The sequence below is a fragment of the Micromonospora sp. LOL_013 genome (assembly GCF_048060315.1).
In the GTDB taxonomy this organism is placed as follows: domain Bacteria; phylum Actinomycetota; class Actinomycetes; order Mycobacteriales; family Micromonosporaceae; genus Micromonospora_E.
The window spans coordinates 88,281-107,542 of sequence record NZ_JBHMIQ010000020.1; the positions used below are offsets into that span (position 1 = coordinate 88,281).

Annotated in this window: 19 protein-coding genes; 10 read left to right on the forward strand and 9 right to left on the reverse strand. The window is 72.5% G+C overall.

All coding sequences use genetic code 11. From position 1 onward, the window contains the following. Nucleotides 1–97: 97 nt before the first annotated feature. Nucleotides 98–616, forward strand: coding sequence for a LytR C-terminal domain-containing protein (locus ACFHWS_RS15310; protein ID WP_416555767.1), 519 nt, complete (start codon nt 98–100; stop codon nt 614–616). Between the two features lie 11 nt (nt 617–627). Here ACFHWS_RS15310 and ACFHWS_RS15315 read toward each other — a convergent pair whose 3' ends face one another. Next, entirely contained in the window at nt 628–1,440 is an 813-nt protein-coding gene (locus ACFHWS_RS15315) for an inositol monophosphatase family protein (protein WP_416555768.1), read from the reverse strand. 360 nt (nt 1,441–1,800) lie between these two features. Here ACFHWS_RS15315 and ACFHWS_RS15320 point away from each other — a divergent pair, with 360 nt between their 5' ends. The 3 genes from ACFHWS_RS15320 to ACFHWS_RS15330 all read left to right on the forward strand — a co-directional run bounded on the left by ACFHWS_RS15320 (nt 1,801) and on the right by ACFHWS_RS15330 (nt 4,347). Next, on the forward strand, nt 1,801–3,489 hold the full coding sequence (locus ACFHWS_RS15320) for an RNA polymerase sigma factor (RefSeq protein ID WP_416568398.1): 1,689 nt from the start codon (nt 1,801–1,803) through the stop codon (nt 3,487–3,489). A gap of 242 nt (nt 3,490–3,731) precedes the next feature. Next, nucleotides 3,732–3,962, forward strand: a complete 231-nt coding sequence (locus ACFHWS_RS15325; RefSeq protein ID WP_123604458.1) for a DUF7455 domain-containing protein — start codon at nt 3,732–3,734, stop codon at nt 3,960–3,962. 178 nt (nt 3,963–4,140) lie between these two features. Then, a complete protein-coding gene (locus tag ACFHWS_RS15330) occupies nt 4,141–4,347 on the forward strand; it encodes a hypothetical protein (RefSeq protein WP_416555738.1) in 207 nt (68 codons plus the stop codon). A gap of 16 nt (nt 4,348–4,363) precedes the next feature. Here ACFHWS_RS15330 and ACFHWS_RS15335 read toward each other — a convergent pair whose 3' ends face one another. Further along, the gene (locus ACFHWS_RS15335) at nt 4,364–6,076 is read right to left on the reverse strand and encodes a DEAD/DEAH box helicase (protein WP_416555769.1); all 1,713 of its coding nucleotides are present in this window, start codon (nt 6,074–6,076) and stop codon (nt 4,364–4,366) included. Nucleotides 6,077–6,238: 162 nt separating this feature from the next. Then, nucleotides 6,239–6,463, reverse strand: coding sequence for a DUF3039 domain-containing protein (locus tag ACFHWS_RS15340; RefSeq protein WP_416555739.1), 225 nt, complete (start codon nt 6,461–6,463; stop codon nt 6,239–6,241). 90 nt (nt 6,464–6,553) lie between these two features. Here ACFHWS_RS15340 and ACFHWS_RS15345 point away from each other — a divergent pair, with 90 nt between their 5' ends. Beyond that, a complete protein-coding gene (locus tag ACFHWS_RS15345) occupies nt 6,554–7,555 on the forward strand; it encodes a pseudouridine-5'-phosphate glycosidase (RefSeq protein WP_416555740.1) in 1,002 nt (333 codons plus the stop codon). After that, a complete protein-coding gene (locus tag ACFHWS_RS15350; protein ID WP_416568399.1) occupies nt 7,552–8,514 on the forward strand; it encodes a carbohydrate kinase family protein in 963 nt (320 codons plus the stop codon). The genes ACFHWS_RS15345 and ACFHWS_RS15350 overlap by 4 nt, the downstream gene beginning before the upstream one ends. Here ACFHWS_RS15350 and ACFHWS_RS15355 read toward each other — a convergent pair. Both ACFHWS_RS15355 and ACFHWS_RS15360 read right to left on the reverse strand, forming a co-directional pair. After that, nucleotides 8,482–8,844, reverse strand: a complete 363-nt coding sequence (locus ACFHWS_RS15355) for a DUF3099 domain-containing protein (RefSeq protein ID WP_416555742.1) — start codon at nt 8,842–8,844, stop codon at nt 8,482–8,484. The genes ACFHWS_RS15350 and ACFHWS_RS15355 overlap by 33 nt on opposite strands. 156 nt (nt 8,845–9,000) lie before the next feature. Beyond that, entirely contained in the window at nt 9,001–9,576 is a 576-nt protein-coding gene (locus tag ACFHWS_RS15360; RefSeq protein WP_416555743.1) for an HhH-GPD-type base excision DNA repair protein, read from the reverse strand. A gap of 111 nt (nt 9,577–9,687) precedes the next feature. Here ACFHWS_RS15360 and ACFHWS_RS15365 point away from each other — a divergent pair, with 111 nt between their 5' ends. The 3 genes from ACFHWS_RS15365 to sigB all read left to right on the forward strand — a co-directional run bounded on the left by ACFHWS_RS15365 (nt 9,688) and on the right by sigB (nt 12,846). Further along, on the forward strand, nt 9,688–11,172 hold the full coding sequence (locus ACFHWS_RS15365; protein ID WP_416555770.1) for a methyltransferase: 1,485 nt from the start codon (nt 9,688–9,690) through the stop codon (nt 11,170–11,172). A 54-nt stretch (nt 11,173–11,226) separates the two neighbouring features. Beyond that, nucleotides 11,227–11,673, forward strand: coding sequence for a D-aminoacyl-tRNA deacylase (gene dtd, locus ACFHWS_RS15370; RefSeq protein WP_416568400.1), 447 nt, complete (start codon nt 11,227–11,229; stop codon nt 11,671–11,673). A 195-nt stretch (nt 11,674–11,868) separates the two neighbouring features. Continuing rightward, entirely contained in the window at nt 11,869–12,846 is a 978-nt protein-coding gene (gene sigB / locus ACFHWS_RS15375; RefSeq protein ID WP_416568411.1) for an RNA polymerase sigma factor SigB, read from the forward strand. Nucleotides 12,847–12,952: 106 nt separating this feature from the next. Here sigB and ACFHWS_RS15380 read toward each other — a convergent pair whose 3' ends face one another. From ACFHWS_RS15380 to ACFHWS_RS15390, 3 genes are all read right to left on the reverse strand, one after another. Further along, nucleotides 12,953–15,499 carry a GNAT family N-acetyltransferase gene (locus tag ACFHWS_RS15380; protein WP_416555745.1) on the reverse strand — a complete coding sequence of 849 codons (2,547 nt, stop codon included), beginning with the start codon at nt 15,497–15,499 and terminating at the stop codon, nt 12,953–12,955. A 2-nt stretch (nt 15,500–15,501) separates the two neighbouring features. Continuing rightward, nucleotides 15,502–16,719 carry an acetoin utilization protein AcuC gene (locus ACFHWS_RS15385; RefSeq protein ID WP_416568401.1) on the reverse strand — a complete coding sequence of 406 codons (1,218 nt, stop codon included), beginning with the start codon at nt 16,717–16,719 and terminating at the stop codon, nt 15,502–15,504. Nucleotides 16,720–16,856: 137 nt separating this feature from the next. Continuing rightward, nucleotides 16,857–17,711 (reverse strand): sulfurtransferase, encoded by an 855-nt coding sequence (locus tag ACFHWS_RS15390; RefSeq protein WP_416568402.1) that lies wholly within the window; start codon nt 17,709–17,711, stop codon nt 16,857–16,859. Nucleotides 17,712–17,818: 107 nt separating this feature from the next. Between ACFHWS_RS15390 and ACFHWS_RS15395 the strand changes: the two genes are divergently transcribed. Continuing rightward, nucleotides 17,819–18,544: a metal-dependent transcriptional regulator gene (locus tag ACFHWS_RS15395; protein WP_416568403.1), complete on the forward strand. Its 726-nt coding sequence runs from the start codon at nt 17,819–17,821 to the stop codon at nt 18,542–18,544. A gap of 76 nt (nt 18,545–18,620) precedes the next feature. Here the strand turns inward: ACFHWS_RS15395 and ACFHWS_RS15400 are convergent, their stop codons facing one another. Next, on the reverse strand, nt 18,621–19,232 hold the full coding sequence (locus ACFHWS_RS15400) for a hypothetical protein (protein WP_416568404.1): 612 nt from the start codon (nt 19,230–19,232) through the stop codon (nt 18,621–18,623). Nucleotides 19,233–19,262 lie beyond the last annotated feature (30 nt).

Genomic DNA, 19,262 nt, shown 5'->3' on the forward strand with positions numbered 1-19,262 from the left:
TAACCTCGGCGGGCATACTCGGTACTCGCCAGTGCGGCGGGCCGACACCCGGCACCGCCACACCTCGCAGGGGGCCAAATCCATGAGCTTTGCGCGCGTGCGAGCGCTCGTCGTCATCGGCGGACTTGTCGTGTTCGCCCTGGTCTTCGTCATCGTCGCGATGGTCCGCGACAGCCAGGGGGGCGAGGCCACCGCGACCACCTGCCCGGACGGCTGGGCCCTGGCCGACGTCCAGCTCCGGGAGGCCAAGGACGTCCGACTCAATGTCTACAATGCGACCGACACCAGCGGGCTCGCCACCAACATCGCCGACGATCTGAGCAACCGCAACTTCCAGATCGAGGAGGCGGCCAACGACCCGGAGGGGCGGCGGATCGACGACGTGGCCGTACTACGGTACGGCCCCGAGGCGGTCGGCTCCGCCCACCTGATGCGCGCGTACTTCCTCGACCAGGCCAGGACCGAGTACGACCCGGCCCGCGAGGACAACATCGTGGACGTGGTCATCGGCAACGCGTTCCGGCAACTGGCGACCACCACCGAGGTGAACCAGTCACTGGCGGCACTGGGCAAGCCGGTGCTGCCGCCGCAGACCTGCGCCGCGCCCGAGGACTGACCGACCGGCCCTCACGGCCCGCCGGCGGCGTCCAGCCGGATCAGGTGCCCCTGCAGCGCCGGAAACAGCGCCGGTGGGGCGGCCACCACCATCTGCGGGCCGGCCGGAGCCCCGGCCAGTCCAGCGACCAGCAGACCCGCTTCCGCCGCCACCAGACCCCCCGCCGCGTGGTCCCAGGGGTTGAGCCCCTTCTCGAAGTACGCGTCGACCTGGCCCTCGGCGGCCAGGCACAGGTCGATCGCCGCCGCGCCGAACCGGCGGATGTCCCGCACGTGCGGGATCAGGCCGACGAGCACCTGCGCCTGGTGCACCCGACGCGCCGAGTGGTAGCCGAATCCGGTGGCGACCAGCGCCTGAGCCAACTCCGACTGATCTGAGCCGGTTAGCCGCCGCCCGTCGCGGTAGGCACCGCCGCCCCGCACGGCGGTCCACTCGGCCCCGGTGGCGGCGTTGTGAACCACTCCCGCGACCACTTCGCCGTCCACCTCAGCGGCGAGCGACACGGCGTAGTTCGGCAGCCCGTACAGGTAGTTCACCGTGCCGTCGATCGGGTCGAGGATCCACCGCACCCGACCCCCGGCCGGGACGGAGTCTCCGTACTCCTCACCCAGCACGGAGTCGGCCGGGCGCCGCTCGCCCAGCGCCGCGACGGCCTGCCGTTCGACCGCTCGGTCCGCGGCGGTGACCACGTCGGTCGCGGTGCTCTTGGTGGCCAGCCCGGATACCCCGGCCCGGCGCATCTCGGCCGCGGTACGCGCCGCCGCCCGCGCGACGTCGACCGCGATTTCCAGCAGGTGGTCCGGTTCGGGTGTCCGCTCCGCCATCGTCTCCCCTTCTCCGCCGTACGCCCGGTCGCCGACCCCGCTGACGGACCCGCGAGGGGCGGCCGGGGACCGGGTGGCCGCCTCGGCCGGGTGGTCAGCGACAAACACCCGTACGGCAGGGGTAACATCCTGTCAAAGTCCACGTTCGTTCCATGTCGGTGGCCCCCGACCGGCGGCTGGCTCGCGCGTGGCGGGATGATCCCCACAAACGGCGTTACAATTCACGCCTGCCCTCGTGTCACGGTCAGCCGGTCCGGCCGGTGGAGCGGTCGCGGGGGGACACAATCACAACCGGCACGTCGCTCCGCGCTGCGGTGGCCGGTCCGGCCGTGCTCGTTCATCGCCTCCGGAAGGTCATTCGTGACAGAACTCCGCCACACCGGCGCCGACGTACGCTCGCTAACCGACACCCTGATCGCCCATGCCGAACAGGCCGGCGGTCAGCTAACGTCGGCCGAGGTCGCACGGACGGTTGAGTCCGCCGAAGTGACTCCGGCCCAAGCCAAGAAGATTCTCCGCGCGCTCGCCGACGCCGGAGTCACCGTCGTCGTGGACGGCTCGGCCAGTACCCGACGCCGGGTCGCCGCGGCCCGGTCCGCCACCCCGGCGTCCAAAGCCACCACGGCCAAGACCACCCGTCGGGCCCCGACCGCCCCGAAACAGGCGCCGGGCCCCGACGAGCCGGCCCCGGCGGTGGCCGTGCCGGCGAAGAAGGCCACCACCCGCAAGGCCACCACGGCGGCGGTGCCAGCCGCAGCGCAGAACGGCACCCCGGCCCCGGAGCCGGCGGCCAAGCCCGCCGCGAAGCCCGCGCCGAAGAGCACCCGGACCCGGGCCGCCAAGGCGGCCGGTGGTGGTGCCCCGGCCAAGGCCGCCGGCGCCACGCCAGCCGGCAAGGCCCCGGCCAAGGCGGGCAAGGCCACCGCGAAGGACGGCAGCAAGCCGGACGCGCCGGACGAGGAGATCGATCCGGAGACACTGGCGGCAGAGATTGAGGACGTCGTGGTGGAGGAGCCGGCCGAGCTCGCCCAGGCGGCCGAGGCCGACGCCACCCGGGACAACGACTTCGAGTGGGACGACGAGGAGTCCGAGGCGCTCAAGCAGGCCCGCCGGGACGCCGAGCTGACCGCCTCGGCCGACTCGGTCCGGGCGTACCTGAAGCAGATCGGCAAGGTGCCGCTGCTCAACGCCGAGCAGGAAGTCGAGCTGGCCAAGCGGATCGAGGCCGGGCTGTACGCGGCGGAGCGACTGCGGGCCGCCGACGAGAGCGACCAGAAGATGCCCACCCAGCTGACCCGGGACCTGGGCTGGATCTCCCGAGACGGGGAGCGGGCCAAGAACCACCTGCTGGAGGCAAACCTGCGACTGGTGGTCTCGCTGGCCAAGCGGTACACCGGTCGGGGGATGGCCTTCCTCGACCTGATCCAGGAGGGCAACCTCGGCCTGATCCGGGCCGTCGAGAAGTTCGACTACGCCAAGGGCTACAAGTTCTCCACCTACGCCACCTGGTGGATCCGCCAGGCCATCACCCGTGCCATGGCCGACCAGGCCCGCACCATTCGGATCCCGGTGCACATGGTCGAGGTGATCAACAAGCTGGGTCGTATCCAACGCGAGCTGCTGCAGGACCTGGGCCGTGAGCCCACGCCGGAGGAGCTGGCCAAGGAGATGGACATCACACCGGAGAAGGTGCTGGAGATTCAGCAGTACGCCCGGGAGCCCATCTCGCTGGACCAGACCATCGGCGACGAGGGCGACAGCCAACTCGGTGACTTCATCGAGGACTCCGAAGCCGTGGTGGCGGTGGACGCGGTCTCCTTCTCGTTGCTGCAGGACCAGCTGCAGCAGGTGCTGCAGACCCTGTCGGAACGCGAAGCCGGGGTGGTCAGGTTGCGGTTCGGTCTCACCGACGGGCAGCCGCGGACGCTGGACGAGATCGGACAGGTCTACGGGGTAACCCGGGAACGGATCCGCCAGATCGAGTCCAAGACGATGTCCAAGTTGCGACACCCGTCACGTTCACAGGTGCTCCGGGACTACTTGGACTGACCGATTCAGGACAACCGAATGTGTAACTTTGGTCACTTGGTGTCTACCAAGCCCAGGTCATCACAACGTTACCCGGCGGTGATCGTTGACGTGGCACCCTTGGTTCACGGCACACTGTGCCTACCAGGTGTGAGCCCGGTCCCCCGGGGGCACATCGGGAAGGCGGGGACCCCCGCCGGTGTTGGACGATGGGTGACAGACCGAAGAGTGTGTTCATCGGTGACGACCAGAGGAGGAAGGCGATGACCCCGACTCTCACGCCTCCGGAGACGGTGGATGCCCTAGGCGCCGATGAACGGTGCGACCGGTGCAACGCGGCCGGCAAACTACGGGTGACCTTGGCGGGCGGCAGCGAGTTGGTGTTCTGCGGACACCACGCCAACAAGTACGCCGACGATCTCGTCAAGATCGCGGTGCAGTTCAAGGCCGACCCTGAGTTCACTTGGCGTGGCGCCGATCTGATGGCCAACTGACACGACGAGACCACCTGGACAGCGACGACGGCTGGGCCCCACCGGACGGTGGGGCCCAGCCCTTCTTTTTGGCCACGCCAGCCAGGACGCCCTGCGGCGGCCCTGCCACCTGGAAGCCGAGGTCTTCGACCTGGTGTCCCGGTGACTCGACCGGTACCGCCAACGCGCGGAGGAGCTGGTGCAGACTTCCACCTACGACGGGGTGCCCGACGGGGTCAGCCTGGACACCGCCACCTTCGAGGACCTGCCGGACGGCGGCACCCGGATCACCGTACTGTCGCTGGTCGAGAACCTGGTCACCCGCGACCAGATGCTGGCCAGCGGGATGGAGCACGGCGTCCGCGAGGGATACGAGAAGCTCGACCACCTGCTGGTGACCGGCTGACCGGGACCTACCCGGGTCACAGCGTCTGCACCATCGCGATCCGCTCCTCCAGCTGCTCGATGGTGGCCTGCGCGCTCGGCGGGCCGCCGCACCGCCGCCGCAACTCGGCGTGAATTTTGCCGTGCGGCAGCCCGGTGCGGTGGTGGTGCGCGGCGACCAGGGCGTTCAGCTGACGGCGCAGGGTGATCCGACGCTCCCCGGCGGTCGGTGGCCGTTCCGCCGGCCGGGCGGCGGGTACCGGTTGCTCCGTCGACCGGGCCCGCCGCTGCGCCGCGACCTGCTCGGCCTGCCTACGGTTCAGCAGCACCGTGACCTGATCGGGGGTGAGCAGGCCGGGCAGGCCGAGGTACTCCTCCTCCTCGGCGGTGCCGGCCTGGGCCCCGGTACCAAACGAGGCGCCGTCGAAGATCACCTGGTCCAGCTCGGCGGTGGCCGACAACGCCTCGAACCGCTTTTCCAGCTCCCCGCTGGCCTGCTCGTTGCGCTGGGCACGCTCCAGCAGGTCGTCGTCGAAGCCCTCCCGTTTCTTGGCCGCCCCGATCACATGGTCCCGCTCGGCCTCCATCTCACTGGCCAGCCCGAGCAGGTGCGGGACGCTCGGCAGGAACACCGTCGCCGACTCCCCCGGCCGGCGGGCCCGGACGAACCGGCCGATCGCCTGGGCGAAGTACAGCGGCGTCGAGGCGCTGGTCGCGTACACGCCGACGGCCAGCCGGGGGACGTCCACCCCTTCGGAGACCATCCGGACCGCCACCATCCAGCGCTGCTCGGACCGGGCGAACGTGGCGATCCGGGCCGACGCGCCGGCGTCGTCGGAGAGCACCACCGCGGCCTTCTCCCCGGTCAGTCGCTCCAGCAGTCGGGCGTACGAGCGGGCCGCCGCCTGATCGCTGGCGATGACCAGACCACCGGCGTCGGACATGCCGCCGTCACGCAGGAAGGTGAGCCGGGCGTCGGCCGCGCGCAGCACCGCCGGCATCCAGTCGCCGGCCGGATCCAGCGCGGTCCGCCAGGCCTGGGCGATGAGGTCCTGGGTCATCGGCTCGCCCAGCCGGGCGGCGAGTTCGTCCCCGGCGCTGGTCCGCCACCGGGTCTCCCCCGAGTAGGCCAGGAACAGCACCGGCCGGACCACCCCGTCGCGCAGCGCGTCGGAGTAGCCGTAGATGCTGTCCGCCCGGGACCTCGGCAGGCCGTCGCCGCCAGCTTCGTAACGCACGAACGGGATCGGGTTGTCGTCCGAGCGGAACGGCGTACCGGTGAGCATCAGCCGGCGGACGGCCGGCTCGAACGCGGCCTTGATCCCGTCGCCCCAGGACCGGGAGTCACCGGCGTGGTGGATCTCGTCGAGGATGACCAGCGTCCGCCGGGTCATCGTGCGCCGCCGGTGCACCTGGGGGGCCATCCCGACCTGGGCATAGGTGACCACCGCGCCGTGAAAGTCGGCGGCCGAGTGCAGGTCGGCGTTGCGGAACGCGGCGTCGAGCTGGATGCCGACCCGGCCGGCCGCCGCCGCCCACTGGGTCTTCAGGTGCTCGGTCGGTGCGACCACGGTGACCGCCTCGACGGTGCCGTCGGCCAGCAACTCGGCCGCGATCCGCAGCGCGAACGTGGTCTTACCGGCACCCGGCGTGGCGACGGCGAGGAAGTCCTCGCTGCGCCGGCGCAGATACTCCACCAGTGCCCGGCGCTGCCAACCGCGCAGCGCCGGGAACGTGTCGACCGTCGGCATGGTGGTCGGCACGCGAACCCCTTTCCCCCGTGATCGGGTCCAGACCAGCCGGCGATCACGGAACCGTCTACCCGCCCGGCCGGCGGCCGTGACCGGAGTGCAGTCGACGGCCACGAAAAGGCCCTCGCGGCCGGTGGACGCGAAGGCCGATCGGAGTCCGACTCAGCCGGTCATCAACTCGTAGATCTCCTTGCACCGGGGGCAGACGGGTGATCCGGGTCTCGGCGTACGGGTCACCGGGAAGCGTTCGCCGCACAGTGCGATCACGAAGGTGCCCATGACGGCGCTCTCGGCGATCTTGTCCTTGCGGACGTAGTGGAACATCTCCGGGCCGTTGTCGGCGTCGGCATCCTTGACCTCGGGACGCTCAAGAACCTCGGTAGTCACGTCGTCTCCCACCTCCAGGCTGAGAGTTTGGCAGTTTGTGGCGTACGGGTCCAACGTCCGGCGCGACCCCCGCCCCGTACCGTGGTGATCATGGCAGAAACCGCAGGCCGTATCGGGCCGTTGCACTACGACATCCAGTACGGCGCCGAGGTGGCCGACGCCCGCCGGGACGGACGGGCCATCGTCGCCCTGGAAAGCACCATCATCGCACACGGCCTGCCGCGACCCGACAATCTGCGGGTCGCCCGCGAGATCGAGGCCGCAGTACGGGCAACCGGCGCGGTGCCGGCGACCATCGGCATGCTCGGCGGGCGGCTGGTGGTCGGGCTGGACGACGCCGAGCTCACCCGGCTGGCCGGCTCCGACACCGTCGCCAAGCTCTCCGCCCGGGACCTGGCGCTGGCCGCGGCGAGCGGCGTGGACGGGGCGACGACGGTCGCCGCCACCAGTGTGGTCGCGGCGGCGGCCGGGATCGGCGTGTTCGCCACCGGCGGGCTCGGCGGGGTGCACCGGGAGGCGGCGCAGACCTTCGACGAGTCGGCTGACCTGGTCACCCTGGCCGGTACGCCGATCACCGTGGTCTGCGCCGGGGTGAAATCGATCCTGGACGTGGCGGCCACCCTGGAGCGGCTGGAAACCCTCGGCGTGGCCGTCGCCGGCTACCGCAGCCGGCGGTTCCCCGGCTTCTTCGTCACCGACAGCGGCCACGACCTGCACTGGTCGCTCGACTCGCCGGAACACGTCGCCGAGGTGATCCGGGCCCGGCGTCGACACGGCTTCGGCGGGGGCGCGCTGGTGGTGGCGAATCCGCTGCCGCAGCAGGAGCAACTGGATCCGGGTCTGCACGACACCACGCTGGCCACCGGGCTGGCCCGGATGGCCGAGGCGGGCGTCACCGGCAAGGAGGTCACCCCGTTCCTGCTGGCGCACTTCCACTCGGCTACCGCCGGTGCCAGCCTGGCGGTGAACATCCGGATCATCCTGCGCAACGCCGACCTCGCCGGGCGGATTGCCGTGGCGGCGGCGGTGGCGGAGGCCGCCCACGCGGCGGAGTTCGTCGGCGCCGCAGAGCCGACCGGCACGGCGGGGTGACCGGCCGCAGGCTGACCGACGTCGGCCCGGCCACTGGTCGGCCGAGCCCGGGCCGGGTCCTGGTCGTCGGCGACCTGGTCACCGACGTGGTGGCTGTGCTCACCACACCGCTGGCGGCCGGCACGGACACGGCGGGCGGGATCCGGTTCACCGGCGGTGGCCAGGCCGCCAACACCGCAGCCTGGCTGGCCTCGCAGGGCGTACCAGTGACGTTGGTGGCGGCGGCGGGCGACGACGACCTCGGAGACATCCGGCTGGCCGAGCTGGCCGAGGCCGGGGTCGACCTGGCGGTACGGCGCTGCCCGGGCACAGCGACCGGCACGGTGATCGTGCTGGCCCACGGTGAGCAGCGGTCGATGGTCGCCGACCGAGGTGCCAACCTGTCGCTGCGAGCCGGTGACGTCGACGATGCCGTGGCGCTGTTTCCCGACGCGACACACCTGCACCTGTCCGGCTACCCGCTGCTGCACCCGCACAGCCGGGAGGCCGGCCGGCACGCGCTGGTCGCCGCCCGGTCGCACGGCATGTCGACCAGCGTCGACGCGGCGTCGGCGGCTCCGTTGCTGGACGCCGGACCGGCGAGGTTCCTCGACTGGGTACGCGGGACTGACCTGCTGCTGGCCAACCTCGACGAGGCCACGGCGCTGGGGCTGGCCGACGGACTGCCGACCCCGGCGCCGGTCCGGCGGCTCGTGGTCAAGCGGGGCTCCGGCGGAGCCGTCTGGCACGAACCGGCAACGGTGGTGTCGGCGGCGGCGACGACCGTGCCGGTGGTCGACCCCACCGGTGCCGGTGACGCCTTCGCCGCAGGGCTACTCGCCGCCTGGCTCGCCGGCGATGATCCGGTGACCGCACTGGCCGCCGCCGGACGGGCGGGCGCGACAGCGGTCGGGGTGATCGGTGCCCGGCCGGTTCGCCGCGGCGGGTCAGGGTTCGACGTCGATGACGCGGACCGGTGACGGTGTGGTCGGCACCGCGCCGACCTGCGGTGGGCCGCCCCGTGGAGTGTGCTGAAGCCACTGGTTGCGCATCCGGTGCCGGTCCTTCGGCGGCCGGTCGTTGGCGAGCAGCACGGCCAGCCACGGCACCAGGATCATCCCGACCGCGCAGATCGGCAGCCACAGCCAGAGCAACGGCGCCTCGCTGGTCACCAGGACCGCGCCGACGATCAGACAGATGCCCCGGATCGACATCATCAGCACATACCGACGTTGCCGGCCGCGCAGTTGGTCTCCCGGGCTAGGTTCGGCGTCGGTGATCACGGTCGGTTGCCCAGCAGTCCGTCGCACCGTGCCTCCTCGTGTCGCCTGCTGCCATCGTCGCACCTGCCGGCGTACGTCGCCCAACGCCCGGCCGCAGACGTGACCGATTACCGGCAAGTGGATGGCCCGCATACCGGCCGGCGAACGTGACCGGCGGGGCGCGGCTGATCAGCCCTTGGCCGCTCAGCCCTTGGCCGCCTTCGCAGCCGCCTTCATCTGCTGCTTGTGCTCCCGTACCCGGACCAGGGAGTCCTCGTCGACGATGTCGGCCACCGAGACGTGCACCCCGTCCCGACCGAACTCGCCGGCCGCCTCCCGCCAGCCTGTCGGCTGAACGCCGTACCGCTTGCCCAGCAGCGCCAGGAAAATCTGCGCCTTCTGCTTGCCGAAGCCGGGCAGCCCGCTGATCCGGGCCAGTGCGGTCGCCCCGTCCGGAGCCTCGGTCCAGATTCGGGCCGGGTCGTTGTCATACCGGTCGACGACGATCCGGCAGACCTGCTGCACCCGGGCGGCCATCGCCTTCGGGAACCGGTGCAGCGCCGGGCGCTGGGCGAAGACCGCGATCAGCTCCTCGGGGTCGTACTCGGCGATTTCGCGGGCGTCCGGCTGGTGCCCCAGCCGCAGACCCAGGTCGTACGGCGCGGAGAAGGCGCGCTCCAGCGGCACCTGCTGATCCAGGACCATCGCGACGACCAGCGCCAGTGGGCTGCGCCGCAGCAATTCGTTGGCGTCCGCGTCGATGGGCAGCGAAAGGCTCATCCGCGTATCCTGCCGGATCGGAGCAGATCGCCCGGCGACGACCCGCCCCGCCGGGCAGGATGGGCCAGGATTAGTCAGGTGACCGGGCAGGATGGCAACGTGACCGACGACATGACCAATTACCCCGCGCTGCTCGACGCGGCCGGGATCGACCAGTTGCGGACCGCGCTGACCGCGGCCCGGTTCACCTCGACCGGGATCGCCGAGCGGTTGGGGCCGCAGGCCACCTCCGCAGTGGCCCGCAACGACCACCGGGAAGCGCTGCGGCGCACCGCCGACGGTGATCCGCTCGCCACCCTGATCCGCCTGTTCGTCTGCGCCCAGACCGAGCCGGCCGACACGGTCGCCGCCGCACTGGCGCCGCTGCCGCTGGCCGACGCGCTCGCCGCCGGGCTGGTGGAGCAGTCACCGGACGGACCCGGACTGCGGCAGGGCGTCGACCTGGAGCCGTACGGCGACGCCTGGTGGGTGATTTCGGACGTGCCGTCGCACCTGCGGGCGGGCCAGCCACTCGCCGCCGATCACGTCCTCGGCGTCGGGGGCTCGTCGACCACCCTGGCCGGTGCGGTGCACCGGCGGTCGGTCGGCGCGGCGCTGGATCTCGGCACCGGCTGCGGCGTACAGGCGCTGCACCTGGCTGGCCACGCCGACCGCGTCACCGCGACCGACCTGTCGGCCCGGGCGCTGCGGTTCGCCGCCACCACCGCCGCGCTCAACGGCCAACGGTGGGAGCTGCTGCACGGTGACCTGACCGCGCCGGTCGCCGGTCGCCGGTTCGACCTCGTGGTCAGCAACCCGCCGTTCGTGGTCGGGCCGGGCACCGCCACCCACACCTACCGCGACTCGGGCCGGATCGGCGACGGAATCTGTGCCGAGCTCGCGGCCGCCGCCCCGGACCTGCTCACCGACGGCGGCACGATGCACTACCTGGCGAACTGGATGCACGTCGCCGGGGAGGACTGGACCGAACGGGTCGCGGGCTGGTTGGCCGGTACCGGGCTGGACGGCTGGGTGATCCAGCGGGAGGTGGCCGACCCGGTCTCCTACGTCAATCTCTGGCTGGCCGACGCCAGCGAGGGCCCGGACGCGCACCGGGCGGCCGCCTGGCTCGACTGGTTCGACGCGCAGAAGGTCGAGGCAGTCGGCTTCGGCCTGGTCACCCTGCGCCGCAGCGGACACGCCGACCCGGTGGTCCGGGTCGAGGAGCTGCGCCAGCAGGTGGCACCGCCGCTGGGCGACCGGGTCGACGAGTGGTTCACCCGGCAGGACTGGCTGCGCGCCCGTGATGCCTCCGGTCTGCTCGACGCCCGCTACCGGGCCGCCGACGGGCTGCGGCTGCAGCAGGAGGCCGGCATCGGCGACGATGGCTGGGCGGTCGACCGGCAGACCGTCACGTTGACCGGTGGGCTGCGCTGGACCGAGGAGATCGATCCGCTGGTGCTGGCGGTGGTCGGCGGGTGCGACGGCCGGTTGCCGATGCGCGAGCAGTTGTCGCTGCTGGCGCTCGCGCACGACGTACCCGAGCAGGAGCTCGCCGACGCCGCCGTGCCGGTCCTGGCCCGGCTGGTCGAACGCGGCATCCTGCTGCCGGAGTAACCGGCGGCGGGTGTGACCGGCTGACCGGCTGACCGGTCTGGCAGGCTGGCCGGTATGCGGGCGGTGGTACAGACGGTCGGTCGGGCCTCGGTGACGGTCGACGGCGAGGTGGTCGCGGCGATCGGCCCCGGCCTGCTGGTGCTGCTCGGGGTGACCCACACCGACACGGGCTCGACCGCCGCCGAGATGGCCCGCAAGGTCTACGAGCTGCGGATCTTCCCGCCGGACCCGGCCGGCGAAGGCTCCGCCGAGCGCTCTGCCGCGCAGCTGGCCGCGCCGGTCCTGGTGGTCAGCCAGTTCACCTTGTACGGCGACGCGCGCCGGGGACGACGGCCGAGCTGGTCCGCCGCCGCCCCGGCGGAGCTGGCCGAGCCGCTGGTCACGGCGGTGGTCGAGGCGCTGGCCGCGCGCGGCGCGACGGTACGCACCGGACGGTTCCGGGCGCACATGCAGGTGAAGAGCGTCAACATCGGACCGCAGACCATCCTTCTGGAACTGTGACGTCACTGTCAGCAACCGCCAAGCGGTGTGCAGCAACGGTCAGGTCCCGAATTCATGCCACCTGGCCCCCGGCTAACCGTGACTTCACGCCCTACCCGGCAAGCTGGTTGTCACCAGCGGCACTCCGCTGCTGGCTCACCACTTGTCGACGCGGGGAGGCGACTGAGAGTGGTCACGCGTACCATCGAAGACGACATCGACACCACCGTCCAGGTCACCACCGACGGTCAGCACGACCTTGACGCCACCGACGACCGCGGCGCTTCGGCCGATCTGGTCCGCGCATACCTGAACGGGATCGGACGCACCAAGCTGCTCACCGCCGTACAGGAGGTGCTGCTGGCCAAGCGGATCGAGGCCGGGCTGTTCGCCGAGGAGAAGCTCGCCGGGCCCGACCGGCTGTCCGCGCAGTTGCGCGCCGACCTGGACGTCGTCGCCGCCGAGGGCCGCGCCGCCAAGGACCACCTGCTGGAGGCGAACCTGCGGCTGGTGGTCAGCATCGCGAAGCGGTACACCGGTCGGGGGATGGCCTTCCTCGACCTGATCCAGGAGGGCAACCTCGGCCTGATCCGGGCCGTCGAGAAGTTCGACTACGCCAAGGGCTACAAGTTCTCCACCTACGCCACCTGGTGGATCCGCCAGGCCATCACCCGTGCCATGGCCGACCAGGCCCGCACCATCCGGATCCCGGTACACATGGTCGAGCAGGTCAACCGGATGGTACGGGCTCGCCGTGACCTGTCGGCGACGCTGGGGCGGGAGCCGACGATCGGCGACATCGCCGCCGCCATGTCGGTGCCCGAATTCCAGGTGATCGAGCTCATCTCCTACGACCGGGAGCCGGTCAGCCTGGACCAGACCGTCGGCGAGGACGGCGAGAGCGCCCTCGGCGACTTCGTCGCCGCCGTCGACCCGCGCGAGCAGGGCGGGGAATCCGCGTCCGAGGGCAAGCTGCGCAACGAGGTGGAGATCGTCCTGTCCACCTTGTCCCAGCGGGAGCAGGCGGTGATCCGGCTGCGGTTCGGGCTGGACGACGGCCGGCAGCGCACCCTCGACGAGGTGGGCCGGGAGTTCGGCCTGTCCCGGGAGCGGATCCGACAGATCGAGAAGGTCACGCTGCTCAAGTTGCGGCATCCGTCGCGGGCGCAGCGGCTGGAGACGTACGCCGGCTGACCGGGGGGACAGCCGGCGCATCGGGGGCGGCGGCCGGTCGGAGCAGGGGCTCCGACCGGCCGCGCGACGTCAAGACGGTCACCGCCGGCGCGGCCGTCTGGTGCGGTCACAGCCGGCGCGGGCCGGTGTCCGGGCGGGCGTCCGGCGGACCGGCCACGACGCTGGCGTGCAGCACCGCCAGCCCGTCCGGCCGGGCCAGCACCGGGTTGAGCCGTAACCGGTGAACCTGCGGCTGTTCGTCGGCGAGCCGCCCCACCCGTAGCAGCAGATCGACCAGGGCGGCCCGGTCCACTGGGCCGGCTCCCCGATAGCCGGACAGCAGCGGTGCCGCCCGAGGTTCGTCGACCAGCCCGGCCGCGTCCCGGTCGGTCAGCGGCGCGGCCCGCCAGGCCCGGTCACCCAGCAGATCGGTCGCTACGCCGCCCAGCCCGAAACCGACCACCGGGCCGAAGGTGGGGTCGGTGGTCGACTCGACCACGCAGGCAACGCCGGGTGGCACCATCCGTTGGATCAGCACCTGCGCGCCGAACTGGGCCGCGACGTCACGGTACGCCCGTTCCACCGCGTCCACGTTGGCCAGATCGAGCCGTACCGCGCCGAGGTCCAACCGGTGTCGCAGTCCGTCCGCGGCGGCCTTGAGCACGACCGGCAGGCCCAGCCGCAGCGCGGCGGCCACCGCCTGGTCGACCGAGGCGGCCGGGATCGAGTCGACCACCTCGATGCCGTACCCGGCGAGCAGCCCGACCGGGTCGGCCGGGTCGACGGTCAGCGCGGCACCGGCCACAGCCGGGTCGATCCCGGCCAGGTCCGGCACCGTACCGGGCGGCTCGCGCAGCCAGTCGGCGTAGTCGGCGACCCGGGCCAGCGCCCGGACCGACTCCTCCACCGACGGGTAGGTCGGCACTCCGGCCGGCGGCTGGCCGACCAGCAGCGTCGCGACCGTCGGCTTGTCACCGGCGAGTGCGACGCTGGCCAACGCCGAGGTGAAGTCGGCGTCCTCGTCCGCCAACTGGTTGGGCAACGGCGGCGCGAACACCACCACCAGGGCGTCCACGGCGGCATCGACGGCAGCGTCGGCGAGCGCGTCGGCGAACTCGTGCGCGCCGGCTTCGGGCGCAACGGTACGTGGGTAGTCGGCCGCCACGGTGAGCCGCTGCGCCCGGCAGGCCGCCGCAGCCAGCATGGTCAACGCCGACGAGTTGCCGACCACGGCCACCCGCCGGCCCACCGGCAGCGGCTGATTGGCCAGCAGGGTACCGACGTCGAACATCTCCGCGACCGTGTCGACCCGGATCACCCCAGACCGGGCGAACAGCCGGGTCACCGCGGCGGCGTCCGGGCCCAGCTCGACGGGTGCCACCGGGCCGGCGCCGGGGGCCAACGCCACCACCGGCTTGGTGCGCCCGATCCGGCGGGTCAGCCGGGCAAACTTGCGGGGATTGCCGAACGTCTCCAGGTACAGCAGGATCACGTCGGTGCCGGGGTCGTCCTGCCAGTACTGCAGCAGGTCGTTGCCGGAGACGTCGGCCCGGTTGCCGGCCGACACGAACGTCGACAACCCGAGCCCACGCCGGTCCGCCTCGGCGAGCAACGCCACGCCGAGCGCACCGGACTGGCTGAAAAAGCCGACCCGGCCGGCCGGCGGAAGCTGCGGCGCCAGCGTCGCGTTGAGCCGGATCCGAGGGTCGGTGTTGGCCACGCCGAGACAGTTCGGTCCGACCACCCGCAGCCCGGCCACGTGCGCCGTACGGATCAGTTCCCGCTGGGCGGCGGCGCCGGCCGGGCCGGACTCGGCGAAGCCGGCCGAGATGACCACGACGCCGTGGGCGCCGGCGGCGGCGGCGTCGGCGACCACGGCCGGCACCGCGTCCGGCGCCACCGCGACGACCGCCAGGTCGACCGGGTTGCCGGCGTCGGCCGCCCGACGGTGAGCGGGCAGCCCGCCGATGCGGTCCACCGCCGGATGTACCGGGACCACGTCCCCGGTGAACCCGCCGTCGCGCAGATGGCCGAGGACGGCCGCGCCGACCCCCTGGCCGGTGGCGCTGGCGCCGTAGACGGCGACTCCCCGCGGGGTCAGCAGCCGGGCGATCGACCGGGCCTCGGCGCTGTGTTCCCGGCTCCACTGCACCTGCAGGGACGCCTCCGTCGGGGCGATCGGAAAGCTCAGGTGGACCACGCCGTCGGCGTACCGGCGGCGGACCTGGAAGCCGGCGTCGGCGAAGACCCGCAGCATCGGCGCGTTGACCGGCAGCACCTCGGCGACGAACGAGGTGACGCCCTCGGATCGGGCGGCGGCGGCGAGATGCTCCAACAGCACCGAACCGACGCCCCGGCCCTGGTGGGTGTCCTCGACGACGAAGGCGACCTCGGCTTCGGCTGAGCCCGGACCCATCCGGTCGTAGCGGCCGACCGCGAAGATCCGGTCACCGGAGACCACCACGAACGCCTCCCGGTCGTGGTGGTCGACGTTGACGAAGCGCGCCAGGTCGCGGTCGGGGATCCGCGGGTACGGGGAGAAGTACCGCAGGTAGCGGGTGCGGTCGGAGAACCGGGCGTGCATCGCGACGATCGCGTCGGCGTCGTCCGGGCGGATTTGCCGCAGGTGGACGGTGGTGCCGTCGCGCAGCAGCACGTCAGCCGATCGGTCCATGGTCAGTCCCGGGGGTCGTGCGGATCGAGTCCGTGCAGGGGGAAGACGGCCCGGCGGGTCGCCATGATCGCCCGGTCGATCGGGTCCGGGTCACCGGCCGGCTGCCACGGCTGGAAGTTCAGGTCGGCCTCGTCGGTCATCCGCAGCGGGACCTGTCGGCCGGGGCAGCGGGCGGCGGCCAGCTCCCGCCACCGGGGTGGGGTCAGCGTGGCCAGGTCGATCGGCGCGCCGGTGGCGATCGCCAGCAGATGGGTCCAGGCCCGGGGCACCACCTCGACCAGCGCGTACCCGCCGCCACCGGTGGCGACCCAGCGGCCGCCGCAGTGCTCATCGGCGAGGGCCCGCAGCGCCAGGTACGCGGCCCGCTGACCGTCGACGCTGAGCCCCAGGTCGGCCAGCGGGTCGAGCCGGTGCGCGTCCGCCCCGCACTGGGTGACGAGCAGCTGCGGCCGGAAGGCCCGCAGCAGCGACGGCACCACGGCGTGGAACGCGCGCAGCCAGCCCCGGTCGGCGGTGCCGGACGGCAGCGCGACGTTCACCGCACTGCCCTGCGCGCCGGGGCCGCCCACCTCGTCGGGGAATCCGGTGCCGGGGAACAGCGCCAGCGGCGTTTCGTGCAGGCTGACGGTGAGCACCCGCGGGTCGTCGTAGAAGATCTCCTGCACCCCGTCGCCGTGATGCACGTCGATATCAACGTACGCGATGCGTTCGGCGCCGAGGTCCAGCAGCCGGGCGATCGCCACTGCCGGGTCGTTGTAGACGCAGAACCCGGCGGCCCGGCCGGGCATCGCGTGGTGCAGCCCGCCCGAGACATTGACCGCCCGCCGTACGTCGCCGCGCCAGACCGCCTCGGCGGCAGCCATCGTGGCACCGGCGACCAGCGCGCTGGCGTCGTGCATCCCGGCAAACGTCGGATTGTCGGGGGTGCCGAGGCCGTACCCGGAGAAGAACGGGTCGTCGTGCGCGACCCGGACGGCGTCGAGGTAGGCAGCCCGGTGCACCCGGGTGAGCGCCACGTCGTCGGCCGGCTCCGGGGCGCCCAGCCGCACCCCGGGGCGGTCCAGCAGGCCGTACTCGCGGGCCAACGCGATCGTCAGCTCGACCCGTACCGGGTCCAGCGGATGGTCACCGAGGTCGTACGCCAGCAGGCGCTCGTCCCAGACCACCAGCGTCGCGTCGGTACCGCCCGCCGCCCGTGCCTGGTCCGTCCCGTCCGACATCTGCCTCGTCCCGTCCGACATCTGGCCATCGTCGCACGCACCTGCCGACCCCGTGCCCGCGTGCCCGGCCGCCCGGCCCGGTCAGTCAGCCCGGCAGGCAGCGAACCCCGGGTCAGCCCGGCCGGCAGCAGACCGGGTCAGCCGGGGTCCGCGCCGGTGGCGACCGGTCGGGCCGGGTCGGTGATCCACTCGCTCCACGATCCGGGATACAGTGCCGCGTCGGTGCGGCCGACGCGGTGCAGGGCGAGCACCGTGTGCGCGGCGGTCACCCCCGACCCGCAGTACGCCCCGACCGGGGCCTGCGGGCGCAGTCCGGCACCGGTGAACCGGTCCCGCAGCGTCCCGGCGTCACGCAGCAGCCCGGCGTCGTCGAGGTGCAGCGTGGTCGGCAGGTTGACCGCGCCGGGGATGTGCCCGGCCACCGGGTCGACCGGCTCATGCTCGCCCCGGTACCGGGCGTCGGCGCGGACGTCGATCAGCAGCCCACCCTGCCGGGGTAGCCGGCCGGCGGCGGCGGCGTCGAGCACCGGCATACCTCCCGGGCGTACGGTCACGTTACCGGGCGGCGGTGCCGGCACGTCGGCGGTAACCGGTCGGCCGGCTGCCAGCCAGGCGGGGTAGCCGCCGTCGAGCACCCAGGTCGGCCGGTGCCCGGCCCAGCGCAGCGTCCACCAGGCGCGGGCGGCGGCGAGACCGTCGCCACCGTCGTAGACGACGACCGGCCACCCGGTGCGCACCCCGGCCCGGCGCAACGTCCGCTGCAGCGGTGCCGGGTCGGGCAGCGGGTGCCGGCCGCCGGCGCCCGGTGTGCCGCACAGGTCGGCGTCCAGGTCGACGAAGACCGCGCCGGGCAGGTGGGCTGCGACGTAGTCGTCGCGGCCCGGCGGGCCGACGAGCCGCCAGCGCACGTCCAGCAGGGTCGGCGGTCGCCCACCGGCCAGCGCGGCGGCGAGCCCGGTGACGGCGACGGTAGGGTCTGCGGTATCGAACACCACCCCAGTCAACACCATGCGGGGCTACGCCTGTCCCTTGCCGATCGTCCGTTCCGGCTGGTTATCGGTGCTGCAAGGTAGGATTGAACACTGGAGGGCAGCTGACCGTGAATGATCTTGTCGATACCACAGAGATGTATTTGCGCACCATACTTGAGCTCGAGGAAGAGTCGGTGCCACCGCTGCGTGCCAGGATCGCCGAGCGGCTGCACCAGAGCGGCCCCACCGTCAGCCAGACGGTCGCCCGGATGGAGCGCGACGGGCTGCTCACCATCGAGGACGACCGAAACTTACGACTCACCGAGCTGGGCCGGGCCCAAGCGGTCTCGGTGATGCGCAAGCACCGGCTCGCCGAGCTGCTGCTGGTCAACGTCATCGGCATGCCCTACGAGGAGGCCCACGAGGAGGCCTGCCGTTGGGAGCACGTGATGAGCGACGCGGTCGAGAAGAAGGTCTACGACCTGCTCAACCGGCCGACCCGGTCGCCGTACGGCAACCCGATCCCCGGCCTGGAAGCGCTGGGTGACGGACCGGCGGAGCTGGCGAATCCGGACATCAGCCCGGACACCGAGCGCAACCTGGCGTTCCCCGGCCTGACCGGCACGGTCGTGGTCCGTCGGATCTGCGAGAGCGTGCAGACCAACGCCGACGTGCTCCGCCAGTTGCACGCCGCCGGGGTGGACCCGGGGGCGACGGTCACCGTCGCGCAGGAACGCGACGGGGTGACCATCGACCGGTCCGGCGACAAGATCCACCTGCCGCGCGAGGTCGCGTCCCGGGTGTTCGTCGCGGCCGCCGACCACGGACGGTCGCTGGCCGGCGCGGCCGCCTGAGTCACCGGCGCTCCGCCGGTCGGCGCGACCGCCCTGGGCGCGACCCGGCCGGCGGTGCCCCGGCAGGGCCGGCCGGTCACTTCTTGCGGTTGTCGTGCACCACCCGGGCCAGCTCGACCATCTTGGGCGCCAGCTCCACGGCGGACAGTTCGTCGTCACCGGGGGCGAACGTCCAGCGCAGGCTGATCAGTTTCGGGTCCCCGGTGATCCAGTTGACCTCCAGCGCCGCCCCGTACCCAGTGTCGGGGTCCGGCTTGACCGGAATCCAGTAGGCGGCCTTGCCGAGATCCTTGATCTCCTTGGCACCGACCGGGGCGACGTCGTCGGCGAAGACCGACGCGCTCGCCTTGGTGTCCGAGATGGAGACCATCAGGTCGGGCAGTGGCTCCTCGGCCGGCCGCAGCACACACGACTGCGTCTTGTCGTGCTTGTTGGCCGCCGCCACCTCGAACCGGAACCCGACGGTCTGCTCGACCACGTCGAAGTCGAACACCCGGCATGCCCCACCGGACTCGGCGGCCGGCGGACGGGGCACCTCCGGGTACGGCTCGACCGGGCTCGGCGACGGACTGGCCTGGGCCGGATCGTCCGGGGCGGGGTTCTCGGTGGCCACCGCCCGGTCGGAGCAGCCGGCGGCGAACAGCAGCAGGATCAGCCCGGCGCCGGACAGGCGCAACCGAACGCCCACAGTGACCTCCCACGGTCAGGCCGGCCGAAA